This window comes from Petrotoga mobilis SJ95 (genome assembly GCF_000018605.1).
Lineage (GTDB): Bacteria > Thermotogota > Thermotogae > Petrotogales > Petrotogaceae > Petrotoga > Petrotoga mobilis.
Window position 1 is genome coordinate 678,585 of record NC_010003.1, and the last position, 20,614, is coordinate 699,198.

Annotated in this window: 20 protein-coding genes; 14 read left to right on the plus strand and 6 right to left on the minus strand. The window is 32.9% G+C overall.

Going from position 1 to position 20,614, the window contains the following annotated elements; all coding sequences use genetic code 11:
* The first annotated feature begins 230 nt into the window (after positions 1 to 230).
* The gene (locus tag PMOB_RS03270; protein ID WP_012208466.1) at positions 231 to 1,214 is read left to right on the plus strand and encodes an Rpn family recombination-promoting nuclease/putative transposase; all 984 of its coding nucleotides are present in this window, start codon (positions 231 to 233) and stop codon (positions 1,212 to 1,214) included.
* Positions 1,215 to 1,396: 182 nt separating this feature from the next.
* Here the strand turns inward: PMOB_RS03270 and PMOB_RS03275 are convergent, their stop codons facing one another.
* Positions 1,397 to 2,179, minus strand: coding sequence for a hypothetical protein (locus PMOB_RS03275; protein ID WP_146050342.1), 783 nt, complete (start codon positions 2,177 to 2,179; stop codon positions 1,397 to 1,399).
* Positions 2,180 to 2,570: 391 nt separating this feature from the next.
* On the opposite strand from PMOB_RS03275, the gene PMOB_RS03280 reads away from it, so the two are divergent.
* Positions 2,571 to 2,888, plus strand: a complete 318-nt coding sequence (locus tag PMOB_RS03280; protein ID WP_231282476.1) for an ATP-binding protein — start codon at positions 2,571 to 2,573, stop codon at positions 2,886 to 2,888.
* Between the two features lie 125 nt (positions 2,889 to 3,013).
* Here the strand turns inward: PMOB_RS03280 and PMOB_RS03285 are convergent, their stop codons facing one another.
* The 3 genes from PMOB_RS03285 to PMOB_RS10530 form a co-directional block, all read right to left on the minus strand.
* Complete coding sequence (locus tag PMOB_RS03285; RefSeq protein ID WP_012208468.1) at positions 3,014 to 4,150, minus strand: ISL3 family transposase; 1,137 nt, start codon at positions 4,148 to 4,150, stop codon at positions 3,014 to 3,016.
* A complete protein-coding gene (locus tag PMOB_RS03290; RefSeq protein WP_012208469.1) occupies positions 4,110 to 4,583 on the minus strand; it encodes an ISL3 family transposase in 474 nt (157 codons plus the stop codon). Before PMOB_RS03290 ends, PMOB_RS03285 begins: the two co-directional genes overlap by 41 nt.
* 376 nt (positions 4,584 to 4,959) lie before the next feature.
* Positions 4,960 to 5,145 (minus strand): IS110 family transposase, encoded by a 186-nt coding sequence (locus tag PMOB_RS10530; protein WP_146050343.1) that lies wholly within the window; start codon positions 5,143 to 5,145, stop codon positions 4,960 to 4,962.
* A 749-nt stretch (positions 5,146 to 5,894) separates the two neighbouring features.
* Here PMOB_RS10530 and PMOB_RS03295 point away from each other — a divergent pair.
* The 9 genes from PMOB_RS03295 to PMOB_RS03335 all read left to right on the plus strand — a co-directional run bounded on the left by PMOB_RS03295 (position 5,895) and on the right by PMOB_RS03335 (position 15,954).
* A complete protein-coding gene (locus PMOB_RS03295) occupies positions 5,895 to 6,638 on the plus strand; it encodes a DeoR/GlpR family DNA-binding transcription regulator (protein ID WP_012208470.1) in 744 nt (247 codons plus the stop codon).
* Positions 6,639 to 6,977: 339 nt separating this feature from the next.
* Positions 6,978 to 8,042, plus strand: a complete 1,065-nt coding sequence (locus PMOB_RS03300; RefSeq protein WP_012208471.1) for a sugar ABC transporter substrate-binding protein — start codon at positions 6,978 to 6,980, stop codon at positions 8,040 to 8,042.
* A gap of 100 nt (positions 8,043 to 8,142) precedes the next feature.
* Positions 8,143 to 9,639 (plus strand): sugar ABC transporter ATP-binding protein, encoded by a 1,497-nt coding sequence (locus PMOB_RS03305; protein WP_012208472.1) that lies wholly within the window; start codon positions 8,143 to 8,145, stop codon positions 9,637 to 9,639.
* Complete coding sequence (locus tag PMOB_RS03310; RefSeq protein WP_012208473.1) at positions 9,632 to 10,630, plus strand: ABC transporter permease; 999 nt, start codon at positions 9,632 to 9,634, stop codon at positions 10,628 to 10,630. The genes PMOB_RS03305 and PMOB_RS03310 overlap by 8 nt, the downstream gene beginning before the upstream one ends.
* Positions 10,631 to 10,828: 198 nt before the next feature.
* Positions 10,829 to 11,872, plus strand: coding sequence for an S-methyl-5-thioribose-1-phosphate isomerase (gene mtnA, locus PMOB_RS03315; protein WP_041534034.1), 1,044 nt, complete (start codon positions 10,829 to 10,831; stop codon positions 11,870 to 11,872).
* 41 nt (positions 11,873 to 11,913) lie between these two features.
* Positions 11,914 to 13,041, plus strand: a complete 1,128-nt coding sequence (locus PMOB_RS03320) for an extracellular solute-binding protein (RefSeq protein WP_012208475.1) — start codon at positions 11,914 to 11,916, stop codon at positions 13,039 to 13,041.
* Complete coding sequence (mtnK, locus tag PMOB_RS03325) at positions 13,042 to 14,259, plus strand: S-methyl-5-thioribose kinase (RefSeq protein WP_012208476.1); 1,218 nt, start codon at positions 13,042 to 13,044, stop codon at positions 14,257 to 14,259. It begins immediately after the preceding gene.
* A gap of 17 nt (positions 14,260 to 14,276) precedes the next feature.
* Entirely contained in the window at positions 14,277 to 14,924 is a 648-nt protein-coding gene (locus PMOB_RS03330; protein ID WP_012208477.1) for an L-fuculose-phosphate aldolase, read from the plus strand.
* Positions 14,925 to 15,210: 286 nt separating this feature from the next.
* On the plus strand, positions 15,211 to 15,954 hold the full coding sequence (locus tag PMOB_RS03335; protein ID WP_012208478.1) for an Rpn family recombination-promoting nuclease/putative transposase: 744 nt from the start codon (positions 15,211 to 15,213) through the stop codon (positions 15,952 to 15,954).
* A gap of 78 nt (positions 15,955 to 16,032) precedes the next feature.
* Here the strand turns inward: PMOB_RS03335 and PMOB_RS03340 are convergent, their stop codons facing one another.
* Entirely contained in the window at positions 16,033 to 17,295 is a 1,263-nt protein-coding gene (locus PMOB_RS03340; RefSeq protein ID WP_012208365.1) for an IS110 family RNA-guided transposase, read from the minus strand.
* 93 nt (positions 17,296 to 17,388) lie between these two features.
* Here PMOB_RS03340 and PMOB_RS03345 point away from each other — a divergent pair, with 93 nt between their 5' ends.
* The 3 genes from PMOB_RS03345 (at position 17,389) to PMOB_RS03355 (ending at position 19,905) form a co-directional block, all read left to right on the plus strand.
* On the plus strand, positions 17,389 to 17,616 hold the full coding sequence (locus PMOB_RS03345) for a hypothetical protein (protein WP_012208479.1): 228 nt from the start codon (positions 17,389 to 17,391) through the stop codon (positions 17,614 to 17,616).
* 71 nt (positions 17,617 to 17,687) lie between these two features.
* The gene (gene fba, locus PMOB_RS03350) at positions 17,688 to 18,626 is read left to right on the plus strand and encodes a class II fructose-1,6-bisphosphate aldolase (protein WP_012208480.1); all 939 of its coding nucleotides are present in this window, start codon (positions 17,688 to 17,690) and stop codon (positions 18,624 to 18,626) included.
* A gap of 73 nt (positions 18,627 to 18,699) precedes the next feature.
* Entirely contained in the window at positions 18,700 to 19,905 is a 1,206-nt protein-coding gene (locus PMOB_RS03355; protein ID WP_012208481.1) for an acetate kinase, read from the plus strand.
* A gap of 23 nt (positions 19,906 to 19,928) precedes the next feature.
* On the opposite strand, the gene PMOB_RS03360 is transcribed toward PMOB_RS03355, so the two are convergent.
* The gene (locus PMOB_RS03360) at positions 19,929 to 20,435 is read right to left on the minus strand and encodes a gamma carbonic anhydrase family protein (protein ID WP_012208482.1); all 507 of its coding nucleotides are present in this window, start codon (positions 20,433 to 20,435) and stop codon (positions 19,929 to 19,931) included.
* Positions 20,436 to 20,614 lie beyond the last annotated feature (179 nt).

Sequence of the window (20,614 nt, forward strand, 5' to 3'; positions counted from 1 at the left end):
TCAATTCAAATTTCTTTAATTTTCCCATCTCCACTAATAGTATCTGCAAGAAAAATTAACTTCATGTGAATTTTTATTTACTCTTTCGTTATTTTTTATCCCTCTAAGAATATTCGAATTTCTTCAATCTCTCGCTTACGTATAATATGGCCTAATGCATGTTTTATAGATTTTTCAAAATATGGTATAATTAAATTGACAAACAAAATCTAAAAAAAGAGAGGCCAGACATGAATGAATTAGTGCACAATCCTCATGATCTATTCTTCAAACGAATTTTCAGTGACATAAGGATAGCTCGAGATTTCTTATGGAACTATCTCCCTCAAGAAGCTGTAGAAATAGTAGACCTAGATTATTTAATTCCTGAAAACAACAGTCATGTTGATGAAAACCTAAGAGAAAGCCTCTCGGATATGTTGTACAAAACAAAGATAAAAGGACAAGATGGCTACATATACATTCTGATGGAACACAAAAGCTACATTGAAGGGAAAGTAATCTTTCAACTGTTGAGATATATTACGAGCATCTGGGAAGAAAAATACGATCCCAAAACAAAAAAGGTACCAATAATAATACCGATGGTAATATACCATGGAAGAGAAATCTGGAACGTAGAAACGAATTTATTAAATATGGTACAAGGGATAGAAGATTTACCAAATGAACTAAAAACATACTTACCTACATACCGATATGAAATATGTGATTTCTCGATCAAAAGGAAAAAAAGGATAATAGGATTAACAGCGATGAAAGTTGCAATAGAAGCAATGAGAGCAGGAACGGCAATGACCAAAGAAGAATTTAAAGAAAGATTAAGAAGGGTATTTGAATACATAAAACAACTACCAGAAGAAGAGGTACATGAATGGTTTGAAGAGTGTATGATCTACTTACTAAACGTAAGGGAAGATGTAACGATAGAGGAGATATTAAAAGTACAAAAAGAAATAATGCCTGGAAGGGGTGAGATAGTTATGACGATAGCTGAAAAGTTGAGAAACGAAGGTAAATTAGAAGGAGAAAGAGAAGGGAAACTTGAAGAAAGAAGGGAAGTAGCTATAAAGTTATTAAATAAACGATTTGGAAAAGAATTTACACAAGAGATGAAAGAAAAGATAAAAGAAGCTGAAGAAAGAAGAATAAACCAAATAATTGACAACATATTTGAAATAACCATAGAAGAGCTAAAAGAAATATTGAAGTAATGGTAGTAGGTGAAACACTATCTGATATTTTTGGATAGGTAACAGGGCAACACCCTTTCCCATTTCCTCATAGGTGAGTTGCGGAGGGAAAGGGTAAAAGGCTTTTTTCCCTCATGGGTGGGCGGACCCACTTTGCATAATCGGGTACACTTTTCGCTTATTAAACGCAACTGACTTAATTATTAATCAGATATTATTATTTGTGGCTCTATGTCGCTATGATAATATAAAAATATTTTATCGAAATTATTTTCTCCTTTAGTATATGAATTAAGTATTTCTTTAATATATTGGATATCAACATCTACAAAAAATACTAAGTTGGGTGGAAAAGATGAGATTTTTATTAATAAATATATTTTATCAACTTTCTCTCTGTAAAGGGGGATTTTTTCAATCTTTTTATTTATTGCGAGTCTTAATTTCTCTTCATAATTAAATCCTATACAATTGATGCTTGTTGGAATTACTAATGGTTTCTTATAATCCTCTTGTATTGGTTCAACTTCTAAATATTTGCATATTAAAGAACTTTTATTTGATTCACAGAATTCTTCAAACGAAGAATATTCCTTATTTCTTCTTGCCATTATATATTTTTTGAATTCTTCAATAAAAGCTTTAATAAATTTGTTTTTGTTTATTTTGTTTATATCAGAATCCAATTTATTAGAGAAAGAAAACCATATTACACTTTTAATATTTTCTTCCTCCATATATTTTCGTACAATCTTATAAATCTCAATTTTTGAATCTAGACTTTTCATCATTTCTTCCTTAATAGCTTCCGTTATCTCTATCCCAATTTTTTGATTATCAAACTTAATTATAAAATCAGGAGATTCACTACAGTCTAATTGATAATTTTCAGGAAAAAGATGTTCATGAAAACTTTTATAATAATCGCTGAAAAAATCTTCTAATAGCTTAAATTCTTCCTTTTTCTTATCGTTTATTTTTATCACTCCTACCTTTTGTAGCATTTTCGATACTTTTAAGTGTTTTAGAGAGCATTTCGACAATTGGTCCAACAGCTGGTGCACTTACTAAACGAAAACTATACCTCCCTCTCAGACAAATCCTGTATAATGAATTTGGTCAAAAACATTGTACAGGAAAAGGTGAGGCTAAGGTACAATACAATTATATAAGATTTTTGTATTTTAACAAACACAAAAGTCAAAGAGTGATAGCAAAAGAAATGGGGATACACAGAGCGACGGTTAAAAGAGCTATCAAGAACCCAGAACAGAAGTATCATATGAACGTTAATAGAGATAAACCAGTAAATAGTGATTTTAGAAAACATATCAAACATTTGCTAGAACATAATTCAAAGGGAACCTCTTAGTTGAAATGCAGGAAGAACGACAACTAACGAAATTCCAAAAAAAGCTGATCAAAGTAGACTTACTAATAATTGATGAACTAGGATACGTGCAGTTATCCGACCAAGTTACACAACTCATGTTCCAAATATTCTCTGAAAGGTATGAAAAAGGATCTATCTTGGTAAACAGCAACCTTGAATTTGCAGAATGGGCTAAAATATTTCACGATGAAAGGATGACAGCAGCGATTATCGACAGGTTAATCCACAACAGTAAGATAATACTATTCAATGGAGAAAGCTACCGTTACAGGAACCAAAGGCGAGAAATTCAGCAAAATTGATAAATATTCGATTTTTCTCTTTTCATATGAAAAGAGAAAGAAAAGAACTTCTTCTTTGCATATGGTACATAATTAGGTTAGCAGGATGATACAGTATTCAGGTTCTTTCCGCTGATTGTTGAATCCTATCCATTATTTTCTAGAAAAAGAACTTTTTGTCTCAACATCTCAAATTTGTTTCTTCCATACATTATCCTTTTAACAACTTTCAGTTTATTCACAGAACCTTCTGCTAGTCCATTGTTGTATTCATATATGATGGCATTTCTAACCGCTTGCATATCTCTTTTTAACCCATTTACAAATTTATCTATCTTTCTGATCTTTAGATTATTAGCTTTTTCTATCCATTCTTCAAGTTTTTCAACGTTCTTTGATTTCAACATCTGTTTGAATTCATTTACTAAGTTTATTATACTTTCAATAACGGGGTATCTTTGAATGATCTTTTCATACAATTCTTTTGAAAGAGCTTCTACTTCTTCAACGGGTTTGTACAGTAATTTTATTAAATCTTTTCTTTTTACCCTTATTTCTTTTGGATCTTCAATTTTTAAATTTCTTTTTGCCAAATATATTCCAATGTTCGAATAACTACCTGTATAACCTTCACCTCTTATTATTTCAAATATCTCTTTGTTTGATTTTCCGCTTCTTTTCAATACTTGCATTTCCTCTTTATATGGATCCAGCATACCTGGGAGCCTTTTTCCTTTGTTCATGTTTGTGGGAGAAAAATCATTATCTAAATATTTATCCACAGTATTTCTATGTATGTTCAGTAATTTTGATATTTTCCTTTTTGAGTAACCTTTGCTGTATAATTCCCTAACTTCTTTGACTAACTTAAGTTTTGCCTTTTCTTTTTCAGAATGAACCACGTTTTTGTTATCATCAACCATCTGTTCAAAGTCCTGATCTTTTGTTTCTCCAACAACTAAAGAGGTACTGAACTTTTGATAGATGTACTCTTTGCAAGAATCCGTTAGATTTTTTATTAAATGGAACCCATCCGATATCTGAATGGCATCTGGATGGGCTTTCTCTATCGCCTTTTTATATGATATCGAACCGTCTCTTGATACCATTTGGATATTCTCGTATCCCTTTAGCCATTTTTCTACCTTTTCTGGTTCCCTTGAGTTCAACATATCCACCACTTTGTGAGTTTCCAAATCGATCATGATACTTCCATATCTTTGCCCTCTTTTTATTGCAAAATCATCGATACTTACCTTTTTTACTTTCCTTTTGTCTATCATGTGGATTATTTTTTTTTAATAAGTTGCATATCGAACTTTTTCCTATATCCGCTATATCTTTACTTATCAACTTAGCTGCTTGTACAGAACTCATATTCATGCTTATATTCGTTATTTCCTTTTCCAGCCTTTTCGTTCTTTTGAATTTTGGTTCCACAAAGTCAAGAGGTTCAGCAAACGTCTTTTTCTTACACTCTTTGTTTTCACAGAACATCTTTCTTCTTATTACAACTATCGTTGTTTTTTTACCTTGTATCGGTAAATCTTGAAAGCTTCTTTCATACCTTGAATGTACTTTTTTGGATGGTTTCCCACAATATGGACAGATTACTTCTTTTTTAGCTGATTTCACCCAAATTGTTATTCTATCTCCTGTTACTTCATGTTTAACGTATTCTAAGTTCTCATCCAACAACTTAACTATTTCTTCCATTCCCCTCATCCTCTTTTAAGTGATTTTCATCAATTATATCACCAGAGGCTAATCAAGTCAACCGTTGATGGAAAGAACCAGTATTCGGTTAGCCATAGCCAAAAGGAAAATGTTAAGAATAATAAAAATTTTTGATAATGTATGATAATATATGATAATATATGAATGATAATAAAATTATCAAAAGCCAATTAACGATATGCCAATTAGTAAAAATCAAAAAATTGTAAAAAAATTAGCGTAACTGACATTCCCTATACTTTCAAAAAAATGCGTAATAAATTCGAAAGATAAAAAATGAAATAATTTCCTGATTGACGTTTTCTCCAAGTCAGTCCTGTGAATTTAGCCAAACTATCATGAGATTAAAAGGAAGTTAAGAGTAGAACTCAGTCAAAGCGGGGCAAGATGTAGCACCATATATATCGGAAAAGGGCTTATCCCTATTATTCACAGCCAATTCACTGAATTTCAGATAAATGTTGGAAAGCATCCAATTCTTTTCAGAGACGAGTGTATGAACTAAATGGAACCTATGGCGTGTAAGTCTTTGTAAAGCCAAAAACTGAGAACCACGCCAATTGGATTTAGCTTTTGCATTAAGCTGGTACACAAGAGGTTTAAAAGGGCAAAGTTTCTTATTGGTTGACAGGAAATTGGCTATTTGAGTGCTGTAAAAAGATCATAAAAAAGGAACGTTTCTAAGCATCGAGAATATAAGCACTGGCTATCGAATCAAAGGAAATTGATATTAGTTAGTTAATCAAATTAGTTGACATAATAATTATGACAAAATTTTATAAAACACCTACTAGAATAAAGTTGTGAAACAATTAAAAATAAAAAGAGAAACATTGGATAGTTCATACAAAGGATGCAGAAAAAATATTAGATACTTAGTCTGAAAAGGTTAGATATAAAAAACCTACTACAAAGAAAAAGTAAGTAAATTCGACACCTATCTTTTAGATAACTTTTCGGGATAGAAAGTCGCAAAAAGATTTATAAAGGTTAAGTTCAAAGATAGTAGATTTGGCTAATTACATTTCATATCAAAAAAGAGCTGATATAAAAGTTAAGACAAATTAAATCACTGAATATAAAGAATAAAATTTGTAAATTAGGTGAAATTGTAGACAGAGAGATAAAAGAACTTAAGTAAAAAGACAGACAAAGTTTTGATATACGGAAGAAGATGATAATCATTCCTTAAATATTCTGTACCCAACAGAGAAAGCAAATTTGTAGAGTTACCAATAATATGGATAAAATTTAATAAATAATGATTAATTATGAAATGTGGTGATGCAAATGATTCCTTATACTAGAAGAAAAATCATTTTAGAATTATTACATTCGAAAGAAATTGTGTATCTGGATGAGATTAAGAATAAAACCAATGTGTCAATAGCTACTGTTCGTAGAGATGTAAAGACTTTAGCTACAGAGGGGCAGGTTGAAATCTTATCTGGTGGGGCAGTCAAATTAGTTATTAATATTGCAGAGAAATCATTAGAAGAAAAGATAAATCTTAATAAAGAGGAAAAAGAAATTATAGGTAGATATGTAGCTACCTTAGTTGGTGATGGACAGTTTATTTTTATAGGTCCAGGTACGACTGAAAATCACATCATCAAACATTTAAAAGGTAAAAATGTAACAGTTGTTACAAACGGAGCTTTTCATATCACTGAGTTTATAAAATATAAAATAAATTCTATATTATTAGGGGGTAATTTGTTGACAGACATTGCAGTTCTTGTAGGACCTACTGCAATGAATCAAGTTGCAAACATGAATTTTGATAAGTGCTTTATCGGTGCCTCAGGTATTACCTTTGACCGTGGTGTATCAACTTCAAATATCGAAGTAGCTGAGATAAATAGACTGGTAATTGAGAGATCAGAAGAAGTGTATTTTATTGGAGATTCTACGAAACTTGGTAAAAACTCAAGATATACATTTGCTCAAATAAATGAGGAGCAAAAGTTAATCACTACTAAAAAAGCACATGTGAAAGCATCATATGCCAAAGAAGTTATTTTGATTGATTAACATTAGAACTATAAGCCCGCTATTTAGCGGGTTTTATTTTACGGATTGAACATTGTTCAATTCTAATATTAGGTCTTAAGAAATGTGGCTTTTAAATTAATTTTATAGCCAAATATTTTTTAGTAAACTTTGTTCAATTTATAACATGTCAGAATATGCTACAATAATAGTCAAATTTCACTTTTTTATCTGGCATGATTATTTATAATTTTTTATGAAAAAAATAGATCTAATTATGGGAAAAACGTTGACAAAAATAAAAATATATGATAATATATGATAATATATGACAATAAATGATCAAACATTGTCATAAAATGATGAAAAGGAGAGAGAAAGATGAAAAGATGGCTTGGGGTTTTTTTATCAGTTGTATTGGTGTTTTTAGCGTCTGTCGTTATAGCAGAAGATGTAAAGATTCCTGAAGCAATTGAAGGGAAAAAGTTAAGAATGGCCTTAGTAAAAGAGTGGGGAACAGGAACACATATGATTATGCATATCAATGGAACTAGAGCAGAAGCTGAAAGATATGGTATAGACCTTAGTGTGATTGATGCTAACAATAATCTTGCAAAAATGGCAGAAGGCATAGACAATGCTGTAGTAAATAAGATGGATGCAATTTTAATTTCACATGGTAAAGCGCCTGCTTTGCATGATGCAGTTGTAAGGGCTTTAAAAGCTGGTATACCTGTGATTGTTTTTGATAATGACTTTGATATTCCTTATGAAATTCACCAAGGAAAATTGGTTTCTATTGATCAGTATGACTTAATGATGGGTTTGCTTTCACAGATGTCTTTGGTTCAAGAATTAGATGGTAGTGGAAATGTTGTTTATAATAGAGTTGCTAATGTACCTCCAACAGAAAAAAGACATAGAATCTGGCAGGGAGCCATTTTACCCACATATCCAGGTATAAAGGTTGTCGCGACAATTGATCAAGGTACAAATAATCCAATGCCTAAAGCACAGGCGGCTCTTGAAACAATTTTAACAACAAGAAATGACATTGATGCTGTCTATGCAGTTTGGGATGAATATGCTAAAGGATTTTATAACGCAATACTTGCCTCGGGAAAAAAGATTCCATTATATTCTGTTGATATTTCTGATCAGGATTTAGCCATGATGCAGGAACACCCTGAAATTTGGAGATCATCTGCTGCCGTTGACCCCACAGTTGTTGGTCAAGTCCAAATTCGCTTGGCTTTAAAAGCAATAGCAGGTGAAAAGATTCCTAGGTATTACTCCTTAGAACCTGTACTGATTCATGTTAATGATTTACCACCAAAAGAAGAAAAACGGGTGACAATGGCAGATTTAGCTGATTATTACGATAATTGGGGCTATACTGAAGCTTTTCTGGAAGACTGGATGATAGCTTTAGAAAAGAGTTTTTAAGTAAGGCAAAATTAAAGTTTGTTGGTTTAAACCAACAAACTTTAATTATTATTAATATAATAATACTAAAAGTTTATTTAACATAAGGGGGTGATTAATGATGCTGGCAATGAAAAATATAACAAAGTCTTTCCCTGGTGTAAAAGCACTGGAAAATGTGGATTTTAATGTAGAATCAGGTGAAGTACACGCACTGATAGGGGCCAATGGTGCTGGTAAAAGTACGTTAATGAAAATATTAGCAGGTACTTACGAGGATTATGGAGGCGAAATACTGATTAATAATAATAAGGTAGAAATTAAGAATCCTATTGATGCAAAACGCAACGGAATTGTTATTGTATATCAGGAAGTAGATACAGCTCTAATCCCACATTTAACTGTTGCTGAAAATATCATGATGGATTACATTATTGAGGGGAAAAATGGCGTTTTAATTAACTGGAATGATATTAAAAAACGTGCAAAGAGAGTCATTTCTGAACTTGGTTTAGATATAAATGTGAACCAAAAAATTAATGAACTATCTCTTTCTGAAAAACAAATGGTTTTAATTGCGCGAGCTATTTTCCATGAAGCTAGGTATCTAATTTTAGATGAGCCGACTGCCCCTTTAAGTGTTGAGGAAACAAATAAATTATTTGATATCCTAAGAAAGTTAAAAAATGATGGTATGAGTGTTATTTTTATATCTCATAGATTAAACGAAGTGTTTCAAATGGCCGAAAAAATTACAGTGCTAAGGGATGGGAAGATTGTGGGAACATTCGATATAGATGATATGACTATTGATAAAGCTGTTGAAAAAATGTTAGGTAAGAAATTAGAAAATAATTACCCAAAAACAGAAACTAAAATTGGTGACACACTATTGGAAGTTAAGAATTTATCAGGTACTGGTGGAATTAACAACGTAAGTTTAACTGTAAGAGAGGGAGAAATAATTGGTCTGGCAGGCCTAGTAGGAGCTGGAAAAACAGAGTTATGCAAACTAATATTTGGTGAAGGGAAAATAAAAGAAGGTGAAATAAGATTAAAGGGTAAAAGAATAAACCCGAAAGCTCCTGCTGAAGCCGTTAGAGAGGGTTTAGTATTAGTTCCTGAAGAAAGAAGGAAAGAAGGAGTTTTAGTATATGAGTCTATAGAAACCAATATTACCTTGCCAACTCTGGAGAAATATTGTCGAGGCATTTTTATGCAAAAAAACAAAATTAAGCAAGTTTCAAGAGAAATTATCAAACAGGTTGGAATCAAAACACCTAGTGAAAAACAATTGGTAGCCAATTTAAGTGGGGGTAACCAACAAAAGGTTGCTACTGGTAAGTGGTTTTTATCTGATGCTGAAGTATTTATCTTTGATGAACTTACTAAAGGTGTTGACGTAGGATCTAAGGTAGAAATTTATGAGTTAATTGGGGACCTTGTTCAAGATGGTAAAGGTGTTATTTATGCATCTTGCGAATTTGGTGAGATATTAGGATTAACTGATAGAATTTATGTAATGTATAACGGTACAGTAGTAAAAGAATTAGTAACAAAAGATACTACAGAAGAAGAATTACTTTACTACGCTGCTGGAGGTGGACTAGATGAATAATACAAAAGAAAAAAAATTTGACTTATTTTTATTTTTATACAAATATGGAACAATTATTGTTATAGTAGCAACAATACTTTTTTTTTCAATTACTCTTGATAATTTCCTGAACTTTACTAACGTAACAAACATTTTAAGATCTATATCTATTGTTGCTTTAATCGCATTAGCTGTTACTATATCTCTTACCATCAATGGATTTGATTTATCTGTAGGAGCTATTGCTGGTTTCGCTTCTGTTATAGCAGCAAAAATTATGGTAATTTGGGGAATGGGTCCTGTGCCAGCTATTATTGTTCCCTTGATTGTCGGTGCATTAATAGGTGCAATTAATGCCTTTTTGATAATAAAAATGAAAATCCCAGATTTGCTTACAACCCTTTCCATGATGTTTCTTTTAACAGGAATATCCATAACCTTTCAAAGTGGATCAGCAATCTATAATTATATGCCTTTACCTAATAACGCTGGTATAGCGCCAGGAATTATGAGCGAAGCTTACTTGTTTATCGGCCGAGGGGAATTATTTCACATTCCAGTTCCTGTTATTATTATGCTTTCTGTGGTTATCCTGGTACATATATTCTTGAATCTAACTAAATATGGCAGATTCTTATATATGATAGGTGGAAATGAAGAGGCTGCCAGATTATCGGGGATTAATACTAACAAATATAAATTAATCGCCTATATGTTGTCTGGTTTAATTGCAGCTTTAGGTGGACTTGTATTAGGTGCTAGATTAGGATCTGGAGAGGTTGACGCAGGAAGTCCGTATTTAATGGACGCAGTAGCTGCTGCCTACATTGGGTTTTCAGTATTTGGTGCCGGAAAACCTAATGCTTTTGGAACATTATTGGGAGCATTATTAATGGGAACTCTTTTAAATGGGCTAATTATGATGGATTTCCCTTATTATTCTCAGGATATTGTAAAAGGTATTGTTTTAATTCTTGCCTTGACTCTTACTTATTATAGGCAAAAGAAGTAAAATTATAACCGGGCGGAGCCCTCCGCAACCAATACAAACTGGCTGCTGGGTGAAGGGGCTATAAAAAAGATTCTATGTAACTTAGAATGATGTAGGTATTTTAAAATTTTTTAGATTCTAGAAGTGTGGTTTAAAGAAGGTTTCAAAGTTGCTAAAGATTGTAAAATCATAATAATTGAGGAGGTTAGAATAATAGTTATGACCGTTGTTCCTGTTAAACTTAACGAACTAAAAAACAAATTAGTTATCATTGATCAAACTTTGTTGCCCAATGAGGAAAAATTTTTAGAATTAGATAATCCTGAAGAAATTTGGGAAGCAATTAAGAAGCTAAGAGTCAGAGGGGCTCCCGCCATTGGTATTGCTGCTGCCTTTGGCCTTTACGTCTCTACTTTAAAGTCCAAAGCTGCAAATGTAGCTCAATTTAAAAAAGAATTTGAAGAAGTCAGGGATTATTTTGCGACCTCAAGACCTACCGCTGTGAACTTGTTTTGGGCCTTAAAAAGAATGACCCGAAGGTTTGAACAAGAAGAAGATAAGACTGTTGATAAAATTAAACAAGCATTGCTTGATGAAAGTGAAAAAATATTTGCAGAAGATCAGGAAATGAGCAAAGCCATTGGTAAACACGGCTTGTCGTTATTGAAACCAGGTATGGGGCTTTTAACGCACTGTAATGCTGGGGGTTTGGCTTCATCAGGTTATGGAACTGCTTTAGCTCCAATATATTTAGGCCATGAAAAGGGTTATAATTTTAAAGTATATGCTGATGAAACAAGACCCTTATTACAAGGGGCCAGACTTACTACATATGAATTATACAAAGCTGGAATAGATGTAACTTTAATCTGTGATGATATGGCTTCTTTGGTTATGAAAGAAGGTAAGATTGACGCAGTACTTGTTGGTTGTGATCGAGTAGCAGCTAATGGAGACACAGCCAATAAAATAGGAACTTCTGGACTAGCCGTATTGGCTAAAGAATATGGTATACCAATGTACATTCTTGGACCTACTTCTACGATTGACTTAGATGCTTCTACAGGTGAGGATATTAAAATTGAACTCCGTGATGAAGAAGAAGTTGTTAACGGATTTGGTAGACGAACTGCCCTTAAAGGGGTAAAAGCTTACAATCCTGCTTTTGATGTTACTGATGCTAAATATATTACAGCAATCATTACTGAAAAGGGTATTGTTATGCAACCATATAAAGAAAGTTTGAAAAAGTTATTTGAATAATACAATAAAAAAGAGAAACAACGGGGAGTGTAAGAAAATTAATGGAGAAACAACTAAAAGTATTAGCTGTTGGTGATCCGGCTGTCTATGTCTATGTGGATGATAAATACAACTTTCTAAAGGAGTTTACTAAAGAGACGGGTGTTAAGATTTATTTTGATATAGTAAAATGGGTAGATTACTATCCTACCTTAATTAATTCTTTTCGTGAGTATAAGTATGACATAGTTATGGTTGCTGGACATTTATGGGTTAGTGAACTTGTAGAGAAAGGTAATCTACTAGAGTTAAGTAGGAATTTTGGATTAGATTATGATTATGAGGATATCATACCTTCTATTCGCGAGGAAATAGAGTACAATAAAAAAAAGTATTTGCTTCCATCTTTTTGTGATGGCCATCTCTTATTTTACAGAAAATCAGAGATTAAGGAAAACCTGGCTGAGAGAATAACAATTGATGAGTTAATCAAGATTGTTGAGAACAATACTGATAATCAGAAAAACACTTTTGTTTTAAAAGCTCATCCCTCAGAAATATTTTTAGATTTGTTACCATACTTACGTAATGAAGGAATAGATGCCTTTGATAATGATGGTAACCCCCTTTTTGATAATCAAAAAGGGTATTCTGCTCTCCAAAAGTATATTTATATGAAACAATATTCTCCGAAGAATGTAGATGAATTTGGTAATGAAGAAGTATTAAACGCAATTCAAAAAGATAAATGCAAATTGGGTGTTTCCTGGAGTGGTCAGCTTGGACAAATTATGAATGACCAGTGTATTAATCCAGAGGATATAGGTTTTATTTCATTAGAAACTTCCTGGAATACAACTTGGTCTTTTGGAATAAACCATTTATGTCAAGATCAGTTTTTAGCTGAAAGATTTTTGCAGTTTATAACATCTAAAGAGGTAGACAAAGCAGTAGGTGCTTATTGTGGTAATCCTACGCGCAATTCAAGTTTTGAAGAGGAGAAAGAAAAATACAGATGGTATCCAGTACTACAAAATATGCTTGAAAGGTCAAAACCTCTACCTCATTTGACAGTTACAGGACAATTAATAAGTATTACCACTAAAGAAATTGTTAAGGCTTTTAGACATATAATTAGTCCTCAGGAAGCTTTGAGAAATGCTGCCAATATAATCAGGGAGGTTGTTTAAATGGGGAACTATAAACCATTAACAAAACGGGAAGCTATCGAATACGTTAAACAGGTGCAAGGAATATTTTCTGATAATGCTGATTTAGAATGTGAAGAAATTGGAGATGGTAATCTTAATTTGGTTTTTCATATTTGTGACAAGAACTCAGATCAGAGTATAATTATAAAACAAGCACTGGATCATGTTAGAATTGTTGAAAGTTGGCCATTAACAAAAGAACGGGTCAGGTTCGAATATAAAGCCATGGATATTCAGGATAAGCTTACTAATGGAATGGTTCCAAAGGTATATAAATTTGATGAAGAACTGGCTTTAATTGTAATGGAAGATTTAAGTGATATGACTGTAATGCGCAAGGGGTTAATAGCAGGGGAAAAGTACCCACATTTTGCTGATCAAATATCCACCTTTTTAAGTAAAACTATCTTTTACACCTCCGATTTATATCTGGATCCTAAGGAGAAAAAGGAAAAAGTAAAAGAATTTATTAACCCAGAGTTATGTAAAATAACTGAGGATTTGGTTTTTACTGATCCTTATTATGATGCAGAGACTAATAATATTAATCCAGAATTACGCCCCTATTTGGAAAACGAATTTTGGAAAAAGAATGAGTTGCGTAAGGAAGTAACAATCTTAAAAGAGAAGTTTATGACCAAAGCTCAATCTTTAATTCATGGTGACTTACATACTGGTTCTATTTTTATTAACCAGGAAGCTATAAAGGTTTTTGATGCTGAATTTGCGTTCTATGGTCCAAGTGGGTTTGACATTGGCGCAGTGATTGGTAATTTAATTTTAAACTATGCCTCCTGGACAGGCAAAAAGGTATCAAGAGAATTTAAAAATGATTATAGGAATTATTTACTGGAAACAATTAAAAATATCTGGAATGAATTCGAAATGAAATTTAGAAGTTTTTGGGATAAAGATGCTCATGAAGTAATTAAAGCAGTGGATGGCTACCAGGATGCTTATTTAACACAATTATTACAGGACAGTATTGGAATGGGCGGCTGTAAAACAATGAGAAGGTGTATTGGATTAGCTCACGTTGAAGATCTTGATGGTATTGAAGATTTAAAGAAAAGGGCTGAAGCCCAAATCTTTGCTCTTAAGATAGGCGAAGCAATGGTAATTCGAAGGAAAAAACTTAATAGCATTGAAGATTTTATTAAAATAGTCCAAAAAATAACAAATCAGGAAGATGCTTAATGTAGGAGGAGACAAAAATGTTACTAGCTGAAGAAAGGAAAATGATAGCAGAATATGGTAAGAAACTTATTGATTCAGGCTTGACTACTGGAACTGGTGGCAATATAAGTATTTTTAATCGTGATCAACAATTAATGGCTATAACTCCTTCAGGTGTTCCCTATCATAATATTTCACCAGAAGATGTGGCAGTTCTGGATTTAAATAATAACATTCTAGATAGCAACAAAAAACCTTCTAGTGAATACGAAATGCACAAAATATTTTATGAAAAGAGGAAAAATGTTACTGCAGTTGTACATACTCATTCGGTTTATGCAACTACTATTGCTTGCTTGAATTGGGAATTACCAGCTGTTCATTATCTCATTGGTTATGCTGGGAGTAAGGTTCCGTTAGCAAAATATGCCACCTTTGGAACAAAAGAGTTAGCAAAAAACGCTTATCAAGCTATGGGAAATTATAATGCCGTTTTATTAGCAAATCATGGGCTTTTAGCAGTAGGAAAGGATATAGATTGGGCTTTTAATACTGCAGAGGAAATAGAATTTACTTGTCAGATTTATTATCAGACTAAAACTATTGGTGAACCCGTTATTTTATCTTCTGAAGAAATGAAAAAAATCATGGAAAAATTTGATAGCTACGGTCAGATACAAAAATAGCTAAAGATTTTAAAACCCTAAATAACCTGTCAACATTTTATATTTTAATGTTTACTTTGTTTCGTTTAGTAAGCCTAAACGCTATCTAAAAAATAGATAGCGTTTTATTCATGCCTTAGATAAATCTTCTTACAAACCTTACAAAACATATACATTACCAAAATTATTATATTGGCAAAAACAATTCCTTAAATGGGCGGGCAGCGTGGAGAAGGGGCGCCTTAAAGCTTATTAAACAGGAGTTGGATAATAAAATAACACACCTTTAAAAACATATGGTATAATTATGTCGTACAAAACAAAGATAAAAGGACAAGATGGCTACATATACATTCTGATGGAACACAAAAGCTACATTGAAGGGAAAGTAATCTTTCAACTGTTGAGATATATTACGAGCATCTGGGAAGAAAAATACGATCCCAAAACAAAAAAGGTACCAATAATAATACCGATGGTAATATACCATGGAAGAGAAATCTGGAACGTAGAAACGAATTTATTAAATATGGTACAAGGGATAGAAGATTTACCAAATGAACTAAAAACATACTTACCTACATACCGATATGAAATATGTGATTTCTCGATCAAAAGGAAAAAAAGGATAATAGGATTAACAGCGATGAAAGTTGCAATAGAAGCAATGAGAGCAGGAACGGCAATGACCAAAGAAGAATTTAAAGAAAGATTAAGAAGGGTATTTGAATACATAAAACAACTACCAGAAGAAGAGGTACATGAATGGTTTGAAGAGTGTATGATCTACTTACTAAACGTAAGGGAAGATGTAACGATAGAGGAGATATTAAAAGTACAAAAAGAAATAATGCCTGGAAGGGGTGAAATAGTTATGACAATAGCTGAAAAGTTAAGAAACGAAGGTAAATTAGAAGGTAAATTGGAAGGTAAAGTTGAAGGCAAACTTGAAGGCGAAAGAGAGTTCGCAATTAGAATATTAAGCAAAAGATTTGGTAACCAACTAACTGAAGAGATAAAAGTCAAGTATGATAGTCCCCTATTTAATTAAAAAAATTTTAAATATTTTCTATTTAAAAAATCCTCATTCAGTCATACTTCTAGGTTGAAAGTAGCAGTTGTTGTTTATTCAGGTTACTATTTCTCTTTTCCTTTTTAATTTTTTTGCTGTATAATTGCCATGAGCTCTCAGTTCTTGATTTTGTAATTTGTAATGATAGTCAGAATCATATTTTTTCCCACTCTTTACCAGTGAATATATTATTCTCAACAATTTTCCCGCTACGGCTAACACAGCAACAGTATGTGATTTACCTCGAGTACGTAGTTTCATGTAATAATTCTTGAAGTATTCATTGTTTTGAATAGCAACGATGGCAGCGATGTAAACAGCTTTTCTTAGGTATCTGTTACCTTTTCTATTGATGAACCAGCCTTTTTTCATTTGACCTGATTCCTCTGTACGAGGATCGATGCCAACGAAAGCCACCAGGGCAGAAGCAGAATAGAATCGGTTAATATCTCCTGTTTCTGCTACAATATTTAAAGCTGTTTCATTGAAACCATCAAGAGATTGTATTAATTCTACCTGGTTTTTAATTACATCGTTTGATGAATTGTTCAAAGTTTCTTTCAATTTTTCTTTGAAGAGCTTTTGATCTGATTCAAGTTTGAACAACAATTCTATTCTTTTTTGAAGAGCTAACTCATGCGCATCGTTGCCACTTGCTATTGAATTTTTAGAAAGTTCAATGATTTGGTCCAACTTATTTTCATCGAAATACAATTGATTATCTATCTTCATCGCATCAATAAGCTGTTTTTTGTTGGTTGTAGCGATCTTCCTTGCAGAAGGGAAGTTATACAATAAATTCATTAAACTCTTGATAAAGATATTAGATTGAAAAGATTCCAATTCAGGGAACAAAAGGTAGACATAACGTTTGATTTCATTCTTAACCCTTGAAATCTCCTCAGAAAGGTTAATGATCTCGCGAGAGTATTGAGTGAAATTATCTATCTCCTTAGAAGAAGGGATGTTGTCTGGATACTTTTCTTTCAGCCAAATGGAGATCAGCTTGGAATCAATGTTGTCGTTTTTAGAATGGCGAAGAGTTTCACTTTTTCTGAATTCTTTCAACAAAAGGGGATTAATGATATGGACATCATAATCGTGTTTAAGTAAATAAGAAAACAAATGTTGATGGTAAATAGAAGTGGATTCCATACCAATTATAATCTCTCTTTTGTTGAACTTTTTAAGAATTTTGTCGAAAGTGGTGAAACCACTCATATTCTGTTTGAATTTACCACTATCGATTTTGGTCCTACCTGAATCGGAGATGTAGTAATGAAAAGAGTTTTTAGAAATATCAATACCTACAAAATACATATTTTTTCACCTCGCTTTAGTATTGTTTGAGGATCCGCCTTTTGCAATCATCCTTCTAATACGGCCTTGAAAGGTCAATCAAGTATCGGATTTATGGGCGGAAAGTGGGTAGCGAACAAACTTTTAAACGAACTTAAAAGTTCAGAAAGAATAAGCGTTCTACTACCCACTCATTTTTTAAAGAAAATAGTTGTTTATGCTTATATTGTATCATCAAATATCATAGAAGAAAAAGAAGTTGATAGCGAAGCAAAAGAGCTTGTAGAACTACTAGAAAAGGCGGTACTAGAAAGACAATTAAAAGATAAAGAAGTAACTTAAAAAGGGCGCTACTAAAGTTTTAGAGACTCTAAAAATAATAACAAAAATTCAATAAAAGGAGGAAACAAATTATGCCTTACGTAAATACAAAGGATATTTTAGAAAAGGCGAATAAGGAATACTATGCGGTTGCAGCTTTCAACATTAACAATCTTGAGTTTCTCCAGGCTATAGTTGAAGGAGGGATAGAGAAAAAATCTCCTCTGATAATCGAAACAAGTGAAGGGGCAATGAAGTATGCTGGCATGGGTGATCCTTTGAGAGGAGCAAGCCTGTTTGTAAAAATGGTTAGAGAGTTTGCAGATTCTTTAGATATACCAATCGCTCTGCATTTAGACCACGGGAAGAATTTTAAATATATAATATCCGCAATTAAAGCTGGTTATTCATCTGTAATGATAGATGCATCTGATAAACCATTGGAAGAAAATCTAAAAGCTACGAAAGATATTGTAAGAATAGCCCATGCAGCAGGTGTTTCAGTGGAAGCAGAATTAGGAAAGTTAGCTGGAATAGAAGACAACGTTGCTTCAGCTGAATCTGTTCTAGTTAATCCCGATGAGGCGAAATATTTTGTAGAGGAAACCCAAGTTGATTTTCTAGCTCCGGCTATTGGCACTTCCCATGGAGCATTTAAGTTTAAAGGAGAAGCTAAATTAGACTTTGATAGATTGAAAAAAGTTAAAGAATTGACAAAAATGCCTTTGGTACTACACGGTGCTTCAAGTGTTGTGCAAGAAATGGTCGAAATAGCTGAAAATTATGGAGCTGATTTCGGAGGATCAAAAGGTGTACCCTCAGATATATTGAAAGAAACCGTTCGATTAGGTATAAATAAAGTAAATACAGATACTGACCTTAGGATGGCTTTTATTGCAGGATTAAGAGAATTCTTGCAGAACAATCCCAAAGAGTTTGATCCTAGAAAATACATGGAAACGGCAAAGTCTTATGTGAAAAAGGTTGTTTCAGATAGATTGGAGCTTTTAGGTTCTGCTAATAAAGCTTAATTCAAAGTACAGCCATGGCTTCCATGGTTGTACTTTTTTATTTTAACCAAAAATATTAACAGGAGGATTTCGAATGAAAATACTAGTGATCAACTCCGGAAGTTCATCCTTAAAATATCAAATATTAGAAATGGAAAACGAAAGTTGTCTGGTTAAAGGGTTGGTTGAAAGAATAGGGGAACAAGAATCAGATATTGAACAAGAAAACGAAGGAAAAGAGTACAAAAACATAACCAAGATAAAAGACCATGAAGAAGCGTTGAAAAAAGCTATGGAATTGATCACTGATCCTGAATATGGATGTTTAAAAGAATTAAATGAGATAGATGCGGTTGGGCACAGGGTAGTACATGGAGGAGAAGAGTTTTTCTCTTCCGTACTGATAGATGAAGAAGTTATTAAAGCTATAGAAGAGAACTCTGATCTTGCTCCTTTACATAACCCTCCCAATTTGATGGGCATAAGAGCAGCTAAAAAATTATTACCCAACGTACCTCAAGTAGCGGTATTTGATACATCATTTCACCATTCGATGCCAGAGAAAGCGTACATGTATGGTTTACCTTACGAAGTTTATCAAAAATACAAGATAAGACGTTATGGATTTCATGGGACCAGTCACAGGTACGTATCTCAAAAAGCCTCTGAGATATTAAAAAAAGATATGAAAGAATTAAAGATGATAACGGCACATTTAGGTAACGGTGCATCTTTAGCTGCAATCGACAGAGGAAAAGTGATTGATACATCGATGGGCTTCACACCTTTGGAAGGATTGATAATGGGAACAAGAAGTGGAGATATAGATCCAGGAATAGTTTTTTTCCTTATAAGAAAAGGCTACAGCGTAGACGAAGTGGACGATTTGTTGAACAAAAGAAGTGGTGTCTACGGTTTGAGTAAAATGAGCAACGACATGAGAGACATCAGAAAAGGAATAGAAAATGGGGATAAAAAGGCAAAGTTGGCATACGATGTGTATGTATATCGTTTAGCAAAATACATAGGAAGTTATATAACCGCACTAAAAGGGTTAGATGTGCTGGTATTCACAGCGGGTGTGGGAGAAAATGACGAACATGTAAGAATGGACGTCTGTGATTACTTAGACTTCTTTGGAGTTAAAATTGATAAAGAAAAAAATACTTTGTTGAATAGAAAAAACGGAATTATCTCAGCTTCGGATTCTGATGTTGACATTTTAATAGTAAAAACTGATGAGGAATTAATGATAGCTCAAGATACTAAAAGAATAGTGGAAGAAGTGAACGAGAAATAGTAATGCCTGTTTAAAGGGCATTACTATTTTTTGCTATAACTTTTTGCCAAATTAAAGTATTCTTTAGCGTGTTCTTTAATTTGTTCGAACTCTTCATCAGTAAGATTTCTTATGACCTTTGCTGGAACCCCTAAAACTAAACTCTTGGGAGGAATTATTTTGTTTTCTGTTACCAAAGCTCCTGCCCCAATAAGACACCCTTCACCTATCTTTGCACCGTTTAATATAATTGCTCCCATACCTATGAGACAGTTATCGGAGATTTCACAGCCGTGTATAATAGCGTTGTGCCCAATAGTAACGTAATTACCAATTATAGTTGGATATTCGGTGTCGATATGAACCACTGAGTTATCTTGTATGTTTGAGAATTCTCCAATGGTTATAGAACCAATATCTGCCCTCAATGTGGCATTGTACCAAATACTAGATCCTTTAGCAATCTTTACATCTCCAATAATTTGACAACCAGGAGCTAAAAAAACATCTTCTTGAACAACAGGATATTTGCCTTTGTACTCATGAAGCATAATTTCACCTCTTTAATTTAGCTAAAAGTTTTTGTGATATAATTATACATCAAAAAAAGATTAAAAAAAACCGGATCCACGAGGGATCCGGCAAGAATGTCTGGGTTTATCTCAGGGGGATAGGGGGATCTTTCTTTTTTCACTACTATTATAATATAGAATGTGTTAAACTTCAAGGT